Origin of the sequence: Aeromicrobium terrae (genome assembly GCF_008039565.1) — a bacterium.
Classification (GTDB): domain Bacteria; phylum Actinomycetota; class Actinomycetes; order Propionibacteriales; family Nocardioidaceae; genus Aeromicrobium; species Aeromicrobium terrae.
Window position 1 is genome coordinate 169678 of sequence record NZ_VDUX01000005.1, and the last position, 16296, is coordinate 185973.

Here is a 16296-nt window from a genome sequence, read left to right on the forward strand (position 1 = left end):
CATGGCCCGGACCGCATTCGCCGAACGCCCCACCTCCCTCAAGGTGCTGGGCGTCGCGTTCGTCGCGCTGATGGCGTTCTTCATCTGGCTGACGTTCGCGTTCTTCAACAAGACGTTCGTCAACTACGACAACGTGACCCTCACCGGTGACAAGGCCGGCCTGAACATCCCCGACAACGCCGACATCAAGCTGCGCGGCATGATCGTCGGCGAGGTGCGCAAGATCGAGTCCACGCCGGACGGTGCCAAGATCACGCTCGGCATGAACCCCGACATGATCGACCAGGTCCCGGCCAACGTCACGGCGGAGATCATCCCCAAGACGCTGTTCGGCGAGAAGTACGTCTCCCTGGTCGCCCCGGACGAGCCGAGCAAGCAGCACCTCAAGGCCGGCGACACCATCACGCGCGCCAAGGTGCCGATCGAGGTCGAGACCCTGCTCAACGACCTCTACCCGCTGCTCGAGTCCATCGACCCGGCCAAGCTGTCGTACACGCTGTCCGCCGTCTCGCAGGCGCTCGACGGTCGCGGCGAGAAGCTCGGCAAGACGCTGGTCAAGCTGAACGACTACCTCACGACGCTGAACCCGGACGTCCCGCAGCTCGTCACCGACCTCGTCCAGCTGGGCGACGTCTCCGACAGCTATGCCGACGCGATGCCGCAGATCGGCCGCACGCTGGAGAACACGGTCACCACCGGCAACACGATCGTCTCCAAGCGGGCCCAGCTCGCCGCGTTCTTCGACGAGGGCACGTCGCTGGCCGACACCCTCACCACGTTCTTCAAGGCCAACGGCGCCAACATGGAGGCGCTGGCCAAGCAGAGCCGCTCCATCCTCGACGTCGAGGCGCGCTACTCCTCCACGTTCCCGTGCTTCTTCAACGGCCTGCGCTACCTCACGCCGCGCGCCAGCAGCGTGCTGCGCAACCGCACGGTCCACATCGACCTCGAGGTCGTCCCGGACCAGCCCACCGCGTACAAGGCCGACGAGAACGCCAAGATCCCCACCAAGGCGCAGATCGCGGCCACGCCGGCGGCCGACGTCAACAACCACGCGCGCCTTCCCTCCGGTGGCCCCGCCGGCCTCGGCGCCGTGTGCGACGACCTGAAGAAGTACCAGGGCGACCTGAAGACGGACCCCTGGAGCCAGGCCAAGCCGTTCCCGACCTTCCCCGCGCAGGTGTACCAGCTGATCGGCATCAACAACGACCACAACGGCAAGTTCGGGAAGTTCAAGGGCAACCCGTACTACGACCGCGCCGCCGTGGCGAGCAACGGCCTCGTCGACCCGAGCCTCGACTCCGTCGACTCCGACGAGCAGCGCGCCATGCTCGCCGAGCTGGCCGGCGCCGTCGCCGGCAAGCCGGGCAGCGCGATGCCTGACGTCGCCTCCATCATGCTCAGCCCCGTGATCCGTGGGTCGGAGGTGAGCATCCGATGAAGCTGCTCGACCGCGACTCCTGGTCCGCCCTGATCAAGCTGGTCATCTTCTGCGTCTTCACCGGCCTGATGACGCTGATCCTCATGCTCACGCTGAGCAACGGCTCGTTCGGCGCCCACGACACGTACAAGGCCGTCTTCACCGACACCACCGGCATGGCCAAGGGCGACGACGTCCGCATCGCCGGCGTCTCGGTCGGCTCGGTCGACAAGATCGAGGTCTACCAGCGCGACAAGGCCCTCGTGACGTTCCGCGTCGACAAGGACACGCCGCTCACCAAGAACACCACCGTGACGGCGCGGTTCCGCAACCTCGTCGGCCAGCGGTACCTCGCCCTGGAGCAGGGGGCCGAGGGCTCCACCGCGCGCCTCAAGTCCGGCGACACCATCCCGCTGGACCGCACGCAGGAGGCGCTCGACCTCAACGTCCTGTTCAACGGCTTCAAGCCGGTGTTCCAGGCGCTCTCGCCGGACGACACCAACAAGTTCGCGTACGAGATCGTGCAGACCCTGCAGGGCGAGGCTGGCAACGTCCAGACGCTGCTCGCCCGCACCTCGTCGCTCACCAACACGCTGGCCGGCCGCGACCAGCTCATCGGCGACGTCATCACGAACCTCTCCGACGTCCTCGACACGGTGGGCAGCCGCGACCAGGAGCTCTCCGACACCATCGGCACGCTCCAGCAGTTCGTCACCGGGCTGAAGAAGGACCGCAACGCGATCCTCGACTCGATCGACTCGATCTCCGACCTCACCAACGAGACGTCGAACCTGCTCGTGCAGGGCCGGCCGGACATCGCCGAGGACGTCAAGCAGCTCAACCGCCTGACGAAGAACCTGAGCAAGAAGAAGAACCTGAACCAGTTCTCCAAGTCTCTGCAGATCCTGCCGATCAAGCTGACGAAGGTGAGCAACCTGGCGTCGAACGGCAGCCTCTTCAACTTCTACGTCTGCGAGCTCGAGGTGCACCTCGACGGCGTGCCGCCGAACCTGGCGAAGCTGCTGGTGCCGCTGCTCAACGTCCCCACGGGCGGCGAGCGGTGCAAGACCGAGCCTGAGGAGTACCCCGGACCGGGAGCGGGGAACAAGCCATGAAACCGTTCCGCGAGCGCAACCCCGTCGTCATCGGGCTGATCGGCTTCGCCGTCATCCTGCTCCTGATGCTGGGCGCCTTCCGTGCCGACAAGCTCCCGATCATCGGTGCTGGCGACGTCTACCACGCCGACTTCGCCGAGATCGGCGCCCTGAAGAAGGGCAACGAGGTCCGCATCGCCGGCGTGCCGGTCGGCAAGGTCCAGGGCGTCTCGCTCGACGGCGACAAGGTCGACGTGAAGTTCAAGCTCGACAAGGGCGTGAAGCTCGGCCGCGACACCGGTGCGTCGGTCGGCATCCGCACGCTGCTGGGCGCCACCTACCTGGCGGTCGAGCCGTCCGGCAGCGGCACCCTCAAGAAGGGCAGCACGATCCCCCTCTCGCGGACCACGCCGCCGTACGACGTCGTCGACGCGTTCTCCGACCTCAGCGTCACCACCGACGCCCTGGACGTCGACCAGATCTCCAAGGCGCTGAACACGCTGTCCGACGTCGCCGCCAAGACGCCGCGCGAGTTCAAGGGCGCCATCAAGGGCGTCTCCGACCTCTCCCGCAACCTGGCCGACCGCGACGAGCAGATCGACACGCTGCTGCAGAACCTCAAGAAGGTCACCGGCGTGCTGAACGCCCGCAACGACCAGCTCGAGGCGCTGTTCAAGGACTCGGCGGTGCTGTTCCAGGCCGTCAGCTCGCGGCGTGACGCCATCCACCAGCTGCTGGTCTCCACGCAGCAGATCTCCACGGAGCTGAGCGCCCTGGTCAAGGACACGCGCGCCGACCTCAAGCCGGCGCTCACCCAGCTCGACACGGTCACCACGATGCTGCGCAAGAACGAGGCCAGCCTCGACGAGTCGCTGCGCGTGCTTCCCGGCTTCTTCCGGGTGTTCTCCAACGCCCTCGGTGTCGGACCCTGGTTCGAGACCTACGTGAAGATCGGGGGTGGCGGATGACCACCGTGATGAACCGGTTCTCCGGCCTGACCAAGGTGATCGGGGCGTTCGTCGTCCTGGCGCTCCTGCTCGCGATGCTCGTCGTGTTCGCCGGCGGCAACGACACCCGCAAGCTCACCGTCGACTTCGAGTCCACCAACTCGCTGTACGTCGGCTCCGACGTCAAGATCCTCGGCGTCGCCGTGGGCAAGGTCGACAAGCTGAAGGCGCGCGGGGACTCGGTGCGCGCCACCCTGTCGTACAAGAGCGACGTCAAGCTGCCCGACGACGTGAAGGCGGTCATCGTCTCGCCCGCGATCGTCGGCGACCGATTCGTCCAGCTGACCCCGGCCTACTCCGGCGGGCCCGTGCTGGCCGACGGCGCCCGGCTCAGCATCGACCGCACGGCCGTGCCGGTCGAGCTCGACAAGATCTTCCAGTCCATCGACGACCTCTCCGTGGCCCTCGGCCCGAAGGGCGCCAACAAGGACGGCGCGCTGAGCAACATCATCGAGGACTCCGCCGACCAGCTGAACGGCCAGGGCGCCCAGCTCAACCAGACGCTGAAGAACTTCGGCCGGCTCAGCAAGACGCTGTCCGACAACAAGGACAACCTGTTCGGCAGCGTGCGCGAGGTGAACCAGTTCGTCGACCTGCTCCAGCGCAACGACCAGTCGGTGCGCGCGTTCTTCGACAGCACCGCGCAGGTCTCCCAGGTGCTCGAGGGCGAGCGCGAGGACCTCAAGGGCACGCTCGAGGCGCTCAGCAAGGCCCTGATCGACGTCCGCACGCTGGTCAAGGAGAACCGCAGCGAGCTGCGCGGCAACGTCGACAACCTGCAGCGAATCGCCCGCGTCCTGGCCAACCACCAGGACGACCTGGAGAAGATCGCGGTCGGCGGCCCCACGGCGCTGTCGAACGTCGCCGTCACCTACAACGGCAACCCCGGCGTCGGCACGCTCGACAACCGGTCGAACCTGATCAACCTGGTCGGCGGCCTGCTCGGCGACCCGGTCAGCGTCTTCTGCAACATCCTCGCCGAGCCGGTGCCCGCCTCCGGCCAGCTGTGCGACGGTCTCGCGGACATCGTGGACGGCCTGCTGCCCACGCTGCCGCGCTCGCCGGCCGCCTCCGCTCCCGTCGAACGCCCCGACCGCATGAACGACTCGGTCGCCGACATGCTGGCGGTGAACTGATGAGGATCCGACACAGCACTCGGCTGAGCGCGCTCATGGTGACGCTGGCCTCGGGTCTCGTGCTCTCCGGCTGTGGCTTCTCGCCGTACAACGTGCCGCTGCCCGGCGGTGCCGACGTCGGCGACCACCCCTACACGGTGAAGGTCGAGTTCCGCGACGTCCTCGACCTGGTCCCGCAGAGCGCGGTCCGCGTCGACGACATCGCGGTCGGCAAGATCACCGACGTCAAGCGCAAGGGCTGGAACGCCGAGGTCACCCTGGAGATCAACGGGAAGGTCGAGCTCCCGGACAACGCCCAGGCCACCATCCGCCAGACCAGCCTCCTCGGCGAGAAGTTCGTGTCGCTCGCCCCGCCGGCCAACGGCGGCACCGGCCGGCTGAGCAACGGCGACGTCATCCCGCTCGACCGCTCGGGCGCCAACCCGGACATCGAGCAGGTCTTCGGCGCGGCTTCCCTGCTGTTCAACGGCGGCGGCCTCGACAAGGTCAACACCATCGTCCGCGAGCTCAACGCCTCGCTCGACGGCAACGAGCCCGAGGTCAAGCAGCTGCTCCAGAGCACCTCGACGTTCCTCGGCCAGCTCGACGACAACAAGCAGGCCCTGCTCACGTCGCTGGAGAAGGTGAACCGCCTCGCGATCACTACGAACCAGCAGAAGGCCGCCATCACGCACGCGCTCGACGACCTCCCGGAGGCCCTCCGGGTCGTCAACGGCCAGCGCGACGACCTCGTCGGACTGCTGCAGTCGCTCGACAAGCTCGGCGACGTCGCCACCGGCGTCATCCGCCGCTCGAAGGCCGACACCCTGGCCGATCTCAAGAACCTGGCCCCGGTGCTGCGCGAGCTCGCCAACGCCGGCGACAACCTGGCCAAGGTCTCCGAGATCATCCTGTCGTTCCCGTTCAGCGACGCGATCGTCGGCGACTCCCTGTCGCGCGCGCTGGTCAGCTGTGGTGACGGCACCAAGAAGACGCCGGCCGACAAGATCGCCAGCACCGTGCACAACGGCGCCTGCTACGGCGACTACGCGAACCTCGACATCAACCTGAACCTCAACACCGACCAGGTGAAGTCGCTGATCGCCATGATCGTCTCGCTCGTGAAGGCCGGCGCCCCGACGCTCCCGGCGCCCAAGACCGCGCAGCCGAAGAGCCCCACCGACGCCACGAAGGGTCTCACCGGGCTGGTCGACGGGCTCGGCAAGGCGTCGTCACCGAAGTCCAGCAAGGACCCCAAGGCGGCTCCCGTGTTCTGCTCCCTGCTCGGCCTGTGCCGCACGCCGGCGACCAGCATCGCCAAGGCGGACCGGCTCGATGTCGGGCGCCTCCTCGTCGGACCGGCGGTGGCACGATGATCACTCGATTCACCAAGATCCAGCTGATCGCGTTCGCGATCATCACGCTGCTCGGCGGCGCCTTCGTCGGCGGCAAGTACGCGCAGGTCGACCGTCTCGTCGTCGACCGCACCTTCCCGGTCACGGCCACGTTCGCCGACTCCGGCGGCATCTTCGCCGGCGCCCAGGTCACGTACCGCGGCATCGCGGTGGGCAAGGTCGGCAAGCTGACGTTCGTCAAGGAAGGCGTCAAGATCCGGCTCGACATCGAGAAGTCGGCGCCGAAGATCCCCGACGACCTCCTCGTCGCCGTGGCCAACAAGTCGGCCGTCGGCGAGCAGTTCGTCGACCTGCAGCCGCGGCGCGACACCGGCCCGTACCTGAAGGCCGGCTCCACCGTCCCGACGAAGGACACCCGGGTCCCGATCGACGCCTCCACGCTGCTGATCGACGTCAACGACCTGGTGAAGTCCGTCGACACCGAGAGCCTGCAGACGCTGATCGACGAGCTCGGCCGCGCCTTCGAGGGCACCGGGCGCGACCTCGGCCGCATCATCGACACGAGCACCGAGTTCGTGACGGCCGCCGAGGAGAACATCGGCGTCACCCAGCAGCTGATCCGCAGCTCCTCGAGCGTGCTCCGCACGCAGATGGACAAGCAGAGCGAGCTGGCCACCTTCTCGTCGAACCTGGCGAAGTTCTCCGACACGCTCGTCGACGCCGACCCCGACCTCCGGCGCCTGCTCGACCAGGGCACCTCCGGCGCGAAGGAGATCCGTGAGGTCGTCGACGAGAACCAGAAGGACCTCACGTCGGTCTTCAACGACCTGCGCATCGCCACGGTGCCGCTCGACAAGTACCACAAGGGCCTCGAGGCGATCGCGATCCTGTACCCGTACCTCGTCGACGGCGGCTTCAGCGTCATCGCCCCGAGCAAGCGCACCGGCAGCAAGGGCGAGTTCGACGCGACCTTCGGCCTGATCGCCACCGGCGAGCCGCCGCAGCCCGGCGGCTCCGGCCCGGTCTGCCGCGAGAACCAGAACGACGGCGGCTACCGTCCGATCCGCACGCCCGACCAGCTGGGCGACATCCCGTTCGATGTTGATACCGACTGCAAGAATGGCAAGAAGGTCCCCCGCACCCCGTCGAAGTCGGACATCAACCTTGATCGCGCAGGGGTGGCCTCCACCTCTGGAAAGGACTCGTGGACGTGGCTTCTGCTCGGTCCGGCGACGAGCTGAGATCCGCCTCTTCCCTGGTACGTCTGCTGATCGTCCTCACGGTCGTCGGGGTGCTGGTGGGCGCGGCCGGCTTGATCATCCCTCGCCTCAGCGACGGTGACGACGGCGGCGGCGCCCGGGGCGCGGTGGAGCAGCGGGCGCGCGACTTCGCCGTCACCTACAACACGTACTCCGTCACGGAGAAGGCCGACTACCAGAAGCGGATGCGACCGCTGCTGACGCCGTCGTACTTCAAGGAGTTCACCACCGTCACGAACGCGGTCTTCGACGCCATCAAGGGCAAGGACCAGAAGAGCGGCAGCGCCAAGGTCCTGCAGGTGGCGGTCGACTCCATCGACGGCGACTCCGCCGTGGCGCTGGTCGCGGTCAACGCGAAGATCACCACCGACGCGGACGAGGCCGCCGTCGAGCGCCGCTTCCGCTGGAAGGTGACGTTCGCCCGCCAGAAGGGCCTGTGGCGGGTGAGCCAGTTCGAGTCGGTCGCGCCGCTGCAGGCCTCGGTCGGCACGCCGACCCCGACGCCCAGCCCGACGCCGACCGAGGGGGGAGACCAGTGAGCTCGTCACAGCCCCCGCAGCCGCCGCGCCGCCGCCGCATCGCCGGCGAGAGCAAGCCGGCCCCACCCGCGCCGGCCAAGCCGGCCGCCAAGCGCAAGCCGGCCAAGGCCGCCAAGCCCGCGCCCGCAGCGAAGGCCCCGAAGCCGGCACCGGTCGCGAAGCCGGCGAAGGTCGCCAAGCCCGTCGCCAAGCCGGCGCGTCCCAAGACCAAGCCGGCTCCGGCGGTTGAGCCCGAGACCGTCGACGCGAGCACGATCCCGGCCGAACCGGGGGAGTCGTCGCGCCGTCTCCCGTCCCTGCCGTTCCTCGGGCTGGTCGCCGTCGCCGTGGCCGCCGTCGTGTTCGGCGTGGTCTTCGGCATCCGCGGGTGGAACGACTGGCAGGACTCGCACGGCATCGTGGAGGCGCACGACAAGGCGGCCTCCACCGCGTCCAGCGCCGCGGAGACGATCTTCTCCTACGAGTACGACAAGCTCGACGACCACATGGACGACGCCAAGGCCACCATGACGTCGTCGTTCGCGAAGAAGTTCGAGTCGATCTCGCCGGCGCTCAACGACCTCGCCCCGCAGCGCAAGATCCAGGTGAAGGCCAGCACGCGCGACGCCGCCGCCGTCGACTGCGGCACCACCTGCGACCCCGACCGCGCCGAGGTGCTGGTGTTCATCGACCAGGCCCGCCTGGCCGACGGCTCGAAGGAGCCCACGGTCTTCGCGAACCGGATCACGATGTCGATGGTCAAGCACGACGGCACCTGGCTCGTGGACGACATCAAGGCGCTCTAGCAGCAGCAAGACCCTCTGGCAACAGGGAAAACCGAAAAGCGTTCCGCACGAATCGGGATTTGTCAAGGACCACCCTTGCATTCGTTCGGTACGGCGCGTTAGACTGAACTTTCGCGCCCACCTCGCCTGCTTGTCATGCCCTTGACTGGGGTGTCGTGGCGTGCGCCGAAGTCCATATCAGTGCGCCACTGACCGTGGCCACATTGCGAGCCCTCGGAAGGATCCCTCTTGGCCGCCTCGCGCTCCGCCGCCGCTACCGCTCAGAACGCCCAGAACAGCCCCCGCCGCATCTCCTTCGCCAAGATCTCCGAACCCCTCGAGGTTCCTGAGCTCCTGGCTCTCCAGACCGACAGCTTCGACTGGCTGATCGGCTCCGACGCCTGGAAGGCGGAGGTCGAGAAGGCCGTCGCCGCCGGGCGTACCGACGTCTCCACCAAGTCCGGTCTCGAGGAGATCTTCGAGGAGATCTCCCCGATCGAAGACTTCTCCGAGACGATGAGCCTGTCGTTCCGCGACCACCGCTTCGAGCCTCCGAAGTACTCGGTCGAGGACTGCAAGGACCGCGACGTCACGTACGCCGCGCCGCTGTTCGTCACCGCCGAGTTCATGAACAACGAGACCGGCGAGATCAAGTCCCAGACCGTCTTCATGGGCGAGTTCCCGCTGATGACGGACAAGGGCACGTTCATCATCAACGGCACCGAGCGTGTCGTCGTCTCGCAGCTCGTCCGTTCCCCGGGCGTCTACTTCGAGCGCACGCCGGACAAGACGTCCGACAAGGACATCTACACCGCCAAGGTCATCCCGTCGCGCGGTGCGTGGCTGGAGTTCGAGATCGACAAGCGCGACCTCGTCGGCGTCCGTCTCGACCGCAAGCGCAAGCAGAGCGTCACGATCCTGCTCAAGGCGCTCGGCTGGAGCGACGAGAAGATCCTCAAGGAGTTCGAGGGCTACGAGTCCATCGCGCTCACGCTGGAGAAGGACTCCATCAAGTCCGCCGCCGTCCGTGAGGACCTCGAGAAGCGCGCCAAGGGCGAGCCGGTCACCGAGGAGCAGGTGAACGCGGAGGTCCAGAAGCAGGCGCTGCTGGACATCTACCGCAAGCTGCGTCCGGGCGAGCCGCCGTCGCAGGAGGCCGCGCAGACGCTGCTGGACAACTACTACTTCAACGGCAAGCGCTACGACCTTGCCAAGGTCGGCCGGTACAAGATCAACAAGAAGCTCGGTGTCGAGGAGCCGTTCGACCAGCAGACGCTGCAGCTCGACGACATCGTGGCCGCGATCAAGTACATCGTGTCGCTGCACGCCGGCGAGACCGAGATCGACGCCCCGGCCGGACCCACCGTGGTCGAGGCCGACGACATCGACCACTTCGGCAACCGCCGCATGCGCACGGTCGGCGAGCTGATCCAGAACCAGCTCCGCACCGGCCTGGCCCGCATGGAGCGCGTCGTCCGCGAGCGCATGACCACGCAGGACGTCGAGGCCATCACGCCGCAGACGCTGATCAACATCCGGCCGGTCGTCGCCGCGCTGAAGGAGTTCTTCGGCACGTCGCAGCTCAGCCAGTTCATGGACCAGAACAACCCGCTGGCCGGCCTGACGCACAAGCGGCGCCTGAACGCCCTCGGCCCGGGTGGTCTGTCGCGTGAGCGCGCGGGCTACGAGGTCCGTGACGTCCACCCGTCGCACTACGGCCGCATGTGCCCGATCGAGACGCCGGAAGGCCCGAACATCGGCCTGATCGGCTCGCTGGCCTCGTACGGCCGGATCAACTCGTTCGGCTTCATCGAGACGCCGTACCGCCGGGTCGTCAAGGGCAAGGTCACCGACGACATCGACTACCTCACGGCCACCGACGAGGACCGCTACATCATCGCCCAGGCCAACTCGCCGCTGAAGGACAACGGCGCGTTCGTCGACGACTCCGTGCTGGTGCGCCAGCGCGGCGGCGAGGCCGAGCTCCGGCCGGCCGGCGAGATCGACTACATGGACGTCTCGCCCCGCCAGATGGTGTCGGTCGCCACGGCGCTGATCCCGTTCCTGGAGCACGACGACGCCAACCGCGCGCTCATGGGCTCCAACATGCAGCGCCAGGCCGTCCCGCTGATCCGCAACGACGCGCCGCTGGTCGGCACCGGCATGGAGTTCCGTGCCGCGGTCGACGCCGGTGACGTGACCGTCGCCAAGAAGCCGGGCGTCGTCAAGGAGGTCTCGGCCGACGCGATCGAGATCGCCGAGGACGAGGGCACCTACACCACGTACCGGCTGGCGAAGTTCCGCCGCTCGAACCAGGGCACCTGCACGAACCAGCGTCCGCTGGTCACCGAGGGTGACCGGGTCGAGGTCGGCACGCCGCTGGCCGACGGTCCCTGCACCGACCAGGGCGAGATGGCGCTGGGCACCAACCTGCTCGTCGCCTTCATGCCCTGGCAGGGCCACAACTACGAGGACGCGATCATCCTCAGCCAGCGCGTCGTGCAGGACGACCTCCTCACCTCGATCCACATCGAGGAGCACGAGGTCGACGCGCGCGACACCAAGCTGGGTCCGGAGGAGATCACCCGGGACATCCCGAACGTCTCCGAGGAGGTCCTGGCCAACCTCGACGAGCGCGGCATCATCCGCATCGGCGCCGAGGTCGGCAACGGCGACGTCCTGGTCGGCAAGGTCACGCCCAAGGGCGAGACCGAGCTCACCCCGGAGGAGCGCCTGCTCCGCGCGATCTTCGGTGAGAAGGCGCGCGAGGTGCGCGACACCTCGCTGAAGGTCCCGCACGGCGAGTCCGGCACCGTCATCGGCGTCCGCGTGTTCGACGCCGAGGAGGGCGACGAGCTCAGCCCCGGCGTGAACCAGCTCGTCCGCGTCTACGTCGCGCAGAAGCGCAAGATCAGCGACGGCGACAAGCTCGCGGGCCGCCACGGCAACAAGGGCGTCATCTCCAAGATCCTTCCGGTCGAGGACATGCCGTTCCTGGAGGACGGCACGCCCGTCGACATCGTGCTCAACCCGCTCGGTGTCCCCGGCCGCATGAACGTCGGCCAGGTCCTCGAGACCCACCTCGGGTGGGTCGCGAAGGCCGGCTGGAAGGTCGAGGGCGCCACCGAGGACTGGCAGAAGCGACTGAAGAAGATCGGTGCCTCCGAGGCGCCGGCCGACTCCAACATCGCCACCCCGGTCTTCGACGGTGCGCGCGAGGACGAGATCACCGGCCTGCTGGCCTCCACGCTCCCGAACCGCGACGGCGACCGTCTCGTCGGCCCGGAGGGCAAGGCGCGGCTGTTCGACGGCCGCTCCGGCGAGCCGTTCCCGGACCCGGTCTCGGTCGGCTACATGTACATGCTCAAGCTGCACCACCTGGTCGACGACAAGATCCACGCCCGTTCGACCGGCCCCTACTCGATGATCACCCAGCAGCCGCTCGGCGGTAAGGCCCAGTTCGGCGGCCAGCGCTTCGGTGAGATGGAGGTCTGGGCCCTCGAGGCCTACGGTGCCGCCTACGCCCTGCAGGAGCTCCTCACGATCAAGTCCGACGACATCCTCGGCCGCGTCAAGGTCTACGAGGCCATCGTCAAGGGCGAGAACGTGCCCGAGCCCGGCATCCCGGAGTCGTTCAAGGTGCTGGTCAAGGAGATGCAGTCCCTGTGCCTCAACGTCGAGGTGCTGAACTCCGACGGCGCCGCCGTCGAGATGCGCGACGCGGAGGAAGACCTCTTCCGTGCCGCCGAGGAGCTCGGCATCGACCTGTCCCGCCGTGAGCCCAGCTCCGTCGAAGAAGTCTGAGAAAGAAGGAACTGAACTAGATGCTTGACGTCAACTTCTTCGATCAGCTCAAGATCGGCCTCGCCACCGCCGACGACATCCGTCAGTGGTCGTTCGGCGAGGTCAAGAAGCCTGAGACGATCAACTACCGCACGCTCAAGCCCGAGCGTGACGGCCTCTTCTGCGAGAAGATCTTCGGTCCCACGCGCGACTGGGAGTGCTACTGCGGCAAGTACAAGCGGGTGCGCTTCAAGGGCATCATCTGCGAGCGCTGCGGTGTCGAGGTCACGCGGTCCAAGGTGCGCCGCGAGCGCATGGGCCACATCGAGCTCGCCGCCCCGGTCACGCACATCTGGTACTTCAAGGGTGTGCCGAGCCGGCTCGGCTACCTGCTCGACCTCGCTCCGAAGGACCTCGAGAAGGTCATCTACTTCGCCGCGTACATGATCACGCACGTCGACGAGGAGGCGCGTCACCGCGACCTCTCCTCGCTCGAGTCGAAGATCGAGCTGGAGATCAAGCAGCTCAAGGACCGTCGCGACGACGAGAAGAACAAGCGCTCGGTGAAGTACGAGGAGGACCTCGCGGTCCTCGAGGCCGAGGAGGCCAAGGCCGACGCGAAGCGCAAGATCCGCGACGCCGCCGAGCGTGAGCTCCGCCAGATCGAGGACCGCCACAACCGCGAGATCCACCGTCTGGAAGAGGTCTGGGACCGTTTCAAGAACCTCAAGGTCCAGGACCTCGAGGGCGACGAGCTCCTGTACCGCGAGATGACGTACCGCTTCGGCAAGTACTTCGAGGGCTACATGGGCGCCACGGCGATCCAGAAGCGCCTGCAGAGCTTCGACCTCGACGCCGAGGCCGAGTCGCTGCGCGAGATCATCGCCACCGGCAAGGGCCAGAAGAAGACCCGTGCGCTCAAGCGCCTCAAGGTCGTCTCCGCGTTCCTGGGCAGCAGCAACAAGCCCGAGGGCATGGTCCTCGACGCCGTCCCGGTGATCCCGCCGGAGCTGCGCCCGATGGTCCAGCTCGACGGTGGCCGCTTCGCCACGTCGGACCTGAACGACCTCTATCGCCGCGTGATCAACCGCAACAACCGGCTCAAGCGCCTGCTCGACCTCGGTGCGCCGGAGATCATCGTCAACAACGAGAAGCGGATGCTCCAGGAGGCCGTCGACTCGCTGTTCGACAACGGCCGCCGCGGCCGTCCGGTCACCGGACCGGGCAACCGTCCGCTGAAGTCGATCTCCGACATGCTCAAGGGCAAGCAGGGTCGCTTCCGCCAGAACCTGCTCGGCAAGCGCGTCGACTACTCCGGCCGTTCGGTCATCGTCGTCGGCCCGCAGCTCAAGCTGCACCAGTGCGGCCTGCCGAAGCAGATGGCGATCGAGCTGTTCAAGCCGTTCGTCATGAAGCGGCTCGTCGACCTCAACCACGCGCAGAACATCAAGAGTGCGAAGCGCATGGTCGAGCGCGGCGTGCGCGCCGAGGTGTGGGACGTCCTCGAAGAGGTCATCACCGAGCACCCGGTGCTGCTGAACCGTGCGCCCACGCTGCACCGTCTGGGCATCCAGGCGTTCGAGCCGCAGCTGATCGAGGGCAAGGCCATCCAGATCCACCCGCTCGTCTGCTCGGCGTTCAACGCCGACTTCGACGGCGACCAGATGGCCGTGCACCTGCCGCTCAGCGCGGAGGCGCAGGCCGAGGCCCGCATCCTCATGCTGTCGACGAACAACATCCTGAAGCCGGCCGACGGTCGCCCCGTCACCATGCCGACGCAGGACATGATCATCGGCCTGTACTTCTTGACGCTCGACCGTGACGGCGAGCCGGGGGAGGGCCGGGCGTTCAGCTCGGTGGCCGAGGCGATCATGGCGTTCGACCGCCGCGAGATCACGCTGCAGAGCAAGGTCACGATCCGCATCCCGTCGCACGACGGCACGGTGGAGTCGAAGAAGACCACGCTCGGTCGCGCGATCTTCAACCAGGCGCTGCCCGAGGACTACCCGTACGTCGACTGGCAGGTCGGCAAGAAGGAGCTCGGCGTCATCGTCAACGACCTCGCCGAGCGGTACTCCAAGGTCGACGTGGGCGTCGCCCTCGACAACCTGAAGGACACCGGCTTCCACTGGGCCACCCGTTCCGGCGTCACGATCTCCATCGACGACGTCGTCACGGCGCCGAGCAAGCCGGAGATCCTGGCCAAGTTCGAGGGTCAGGCGGCCAAGGTCCAGCAGCAGTTCGACCGCGGTCTGATCACCGAGGACGAGCGGCGTCAGGAGCTCATCGAGATCTGGACGCAGGCCACGGCCGAGGTGTCGGCGGAGATGGAGACCGTCTTCAAGAACGACGACAACAACCCGATCTGGATGATGGTCAACTCCGGCGCCCGCGGCAACATGATGCAGGTGCGTCAGATCGCCGCGATGCGAGGCCTGGTGGCCAACCCGAAGGGCGAGATCATCCCGCGTCCGATCAAGGCGAACTTCCGCGAGGGCCTGTCGGTGGTCGAGTACTTCATCGCCACCCACGGTGCTCGCAAGGGTCTCGCCGACACGGCGCTCCGCACGGCCGACTCCGGCTACCTGACGCGTCGACTCGTCGACGTGAGCCAGGACGTCATCATCCGTGAGGACGACTGCGGCACCGAGCGTGGTCTGCCCAAGACCATCGCGACGCGTCTGGACGACGGCACCCTGGTGGCGGCCGAGAACGTCGAGACCTCGGCGTACTCGCGCAGCGCGGCCACGGCGATCACCCACCCGACGTCGGGCGAGGTGCTCGTGGAGGCCGGCGGCGATCTCGGCGACGTCGAGATCGGCGAGCTCATCGCGGCCGGCGTCGAGGAGGTCAAGGTCCGCACGGTCCTGACCTGCGAGGCGAAGGCCGGTACGTGCGCCAAGTGCTACGGCCGCTCGCTGGCCACCGGCAAGCTCGTCGACATCGGCGAGGCCGTCGGCACCATCGCGGCCCAGTCCATCGGTGAGCCCGGCACGCAGCTGACGATGCGCACCTTCCACACCGGTGGTGTGGCCGGTGACGACATCACGCACGGTCTGCCGCGCGTGGTCGAGCTGTTCGAGGCCCGCCAGCCCAAGGGCAAGGCGCCGATCACCGAGGTCGCCGGTCGCGTCACGATCGACGACACGGACAAGGCCCGCAAGGTGGTCGTGACCCCGGACGACGGCGGCGAGCCGCTGGAGTTCCCGGTCACCAAGCGTGCGCGTCTGATGGTCCAGGACGGCGATCGCGTCGAGGTGGGCGACCAGCTCACGCACGGCACGCCCGACCCCCAGGAGGTCCTGCGCATCCTGGGTGTCCGCCGGGCGCAGGAGCACCTCGTGGACGAGGTCCAGGAGGTCTACCGGAGCCAGGGCGTGGCCATCCACGACAAGCACATCGAGATCATCGTGCGCCAGATGCTCCGTCGCGTGACGGTCATCGAGCAGGGCGACTCCGACCTCATCCCCGGTGACCTGGCCGATCGTGCCCGGTTCGAGGAGGAGAACCGTCGGGTCGTCGCCGAGGGTGGCACCCCCGCCTCCGGCCGTCCGGTCCTGATGGGCATCACGAAGGCCTCGCTGGCCGTCGAGTCGTGGCTGTCGGCCGCCTCCTTCCAGGAGACGACCCGCGTCCTCACCGACGCGGCGATCCACGGCAAGTCCGACTCGCTGCGTGGCCTGAAGGAGAACATCATCATCGGCAAGCTGATCCCGGCCGGCACCGGCCTGGAGCGGTACCGGAACATCCGGGTCGAGCCCACCGAGGAGGCCCGCCAGGCCGCGTACGCGGTCACCGGCTACGACTCCTACGACTACGGGTTCGGCAACGCCGACGGCACGCCGGTCCAGCTCGACGACTTCGACTTCACGTCGTACGAGTAACCAGCACGCACGCACCACACGAAGGCCCCCGCCCCGGCGGGGGCCTTCGCCTTCTGGTCTCGATACACCCGGCTCG

General features: G+C 67.6%; 10 protein-coding genes. All 10 read left to right on the plus strand.

Annotation, left to right across the window (positions count from 1 at the left end; all coding sequences use genetic code 11):
• The first annotated feature begins 1 nt into the window (after position 1).
• The 10 genes from FHP06_RS11945 to FHP06_RS11990 all read left to right on the plus strand — a co-directional run bounded on the left by FHP06_RS11945 (position 2) and on the right by FHP06_RS11990 (position 16220).
• Positions 2-1441, plus strand: coding sequence for an MCE family protein (locus tag FHP06_RS11945; RefSeq protein ID WP_147687005.1), 1440 nt, complete (start codon positions 2-4; stop codon positions 1439-1441).
• Complete coding sequence (locus FHP06_RS11950; protein WP_147687006.1) at positions 1438-2535, plus strand: MCE family protein; 1098 nt, start codon at positions 1438-1440, stop codon at positions 2533-2535. The genes FHP06_RS11945 and FHP06_RS11950 overlap by 4 nt, the downstream gene beginning before the upstream one ends.
• Positions 2532-3482: an MCE family protein gene (locus FHP06_RS11955; protein ID WP_147687007.1), complete on the plus strand. Its 951-nt coding sequence runs from the start codon at positions 2532-2534 to the stop codon at positions 3480-3482. The genes FHP06_RS11950 and FHP06_RS11955 overlap by 4 nt, the downstream gene beginning before the upstream one ends.
• The gene (locus FHP06_RS11960; protein WP_147687008.1) at positions 3479-4657 is read left to right on the plus strand and encodes an MCE family protein; all 1179 of its coding nucleotides are present in this window, start codon (positions 3479-3481) and stop codon (positions 4655-4657) included. The genes FHP06_RS11955 and FHP06_RS11960 overlap by 4 nt, the downstream gene beginning before the upstream one ends.
• A complete protein-coding gene (locus FHP06_RS11965) occupies positions 4657-6012 on the plus strand; it encodes an MCE family protein (RefSeq protein ID WP_147687009.1) in 1356 nt (451 codons plus the stop codon). Before FHP06_RS11960 ends, FHP06_RS11965 begins: the two co-directional genes overlap by 1 nt.
• The gene (locus FHP06_RS11970) at positions 6009-7232 is read left to right on the plus strand and encodes an MCE family protein (RefSeq protein WP_147687010.1); all 1224 of its coding nucleotides are present in this window, start codon (positions 6009-6011) and stop codon (positions 7230-7232) included. The genes FHP06_RS11965 and FHP06_RS11970 overlap by 4 nt, the downstream gene beginning before the upstream one ends.
• Positions 7202-7789, plus strand: a complete 588-nt coding sequence (locus tag FHP06_RS11975) for a hypothetical protein (protein WP_147687011.1) — start codon at positions 7202-7204, stop codon at positions 7787-7789. Before FHP06_RS11970 ends, FHP06_RS11975 begins: the two co-directional genes overlap by 31 nt.
• The gene (locus FHP06_RS11980) at positions 7786-8574 is read left to right on the plus strand and encodes a hypothetical protein (RefSeq protein ID WP_147687012.1); all 789 of its coding nucleotides are present in this window, start codon (positions 7786-7788) and stop codon (positions 8572-8574) included. Before FHP06_RS11975 ends, FHP06_RS11980 begins: the two co-directional genes overlap by 4 nt.
• A gap of 228 nt (positions 8575-8802) precedes the next feature.
• A complete protein-coding gene (gene rpoB / locus FHP06_RS11985) occupies positions 8803-12357 on the plus strand; it encodes a DNA-directed RNA polymerase subunit beta (RefSeq protein WP_147687013.1) in 3555 nt (1184 codons plus the stop codon).
• Between the two features lie 20 nt (positions 12358-12377).
• Positions 12378-16220: a DNA-directed RNA polymerase subunit beta' gene (locus tag FHP06_RS11990; protein WP_147687014.1), complete on the plus strand. Its 3843-nt coding sequence runs from the start codon at positions 12378-12380 to the stop codon at positions 16218-16220.
• The last annotated feature ends 76 nt before the right edge of the window (positions 16221-16296 follow it).

Coding starts and splice junctions, on each gene's coding strand:
- FHP06_RS11945 (WP_147687005.1), top strand. CDS start 2: ATGGCCCGGACCGCATTCGCCGAACGCCCCACCTCCCTCAAGGTGCTG.
- FHP06_RS11990 (WP_147687014.1), top strand. CDS start 12,378: ATGCTTGACGTCAACTTCTTCGATCAGCTCAAGATCGGCCTCGCCACC.
- FHP06_RS11950 (WP_147687006.1), top strand. CDS start 1,438: ATGAAGCTGCTCGACCGCGACTCCTGGTCCGCCCTGATCAAGCTGGTC.
- FHP06_RS11965 (WP_147687009.1), top strand. CDS start 4,657: ATGAGGATCCGACACAGCACTCGGCTGAGCGCGCTCATGGTGACGCTG.
- FHP06_RS11955 (WP_147687007.1), top strand. CDS start 2,532: ATGAAACCGTTCCGCGAGCGCAACCCCGTCGTCATCGGGCTGATCGGC.
- FHP06_RS11960 (WP_147687008.1), top strand. CDS start 3,479: ATGACCACCGTGATGAACCGGTTCTCCGGCCTGACCAAGGTGATCGGG.
- FHP06_RS11970 (WP_147687010.1), top strand. CDS start 6,009: ATGATCACTCGATTCACCAAGATCCAGCTGATCGCGTTCGCGATCATC.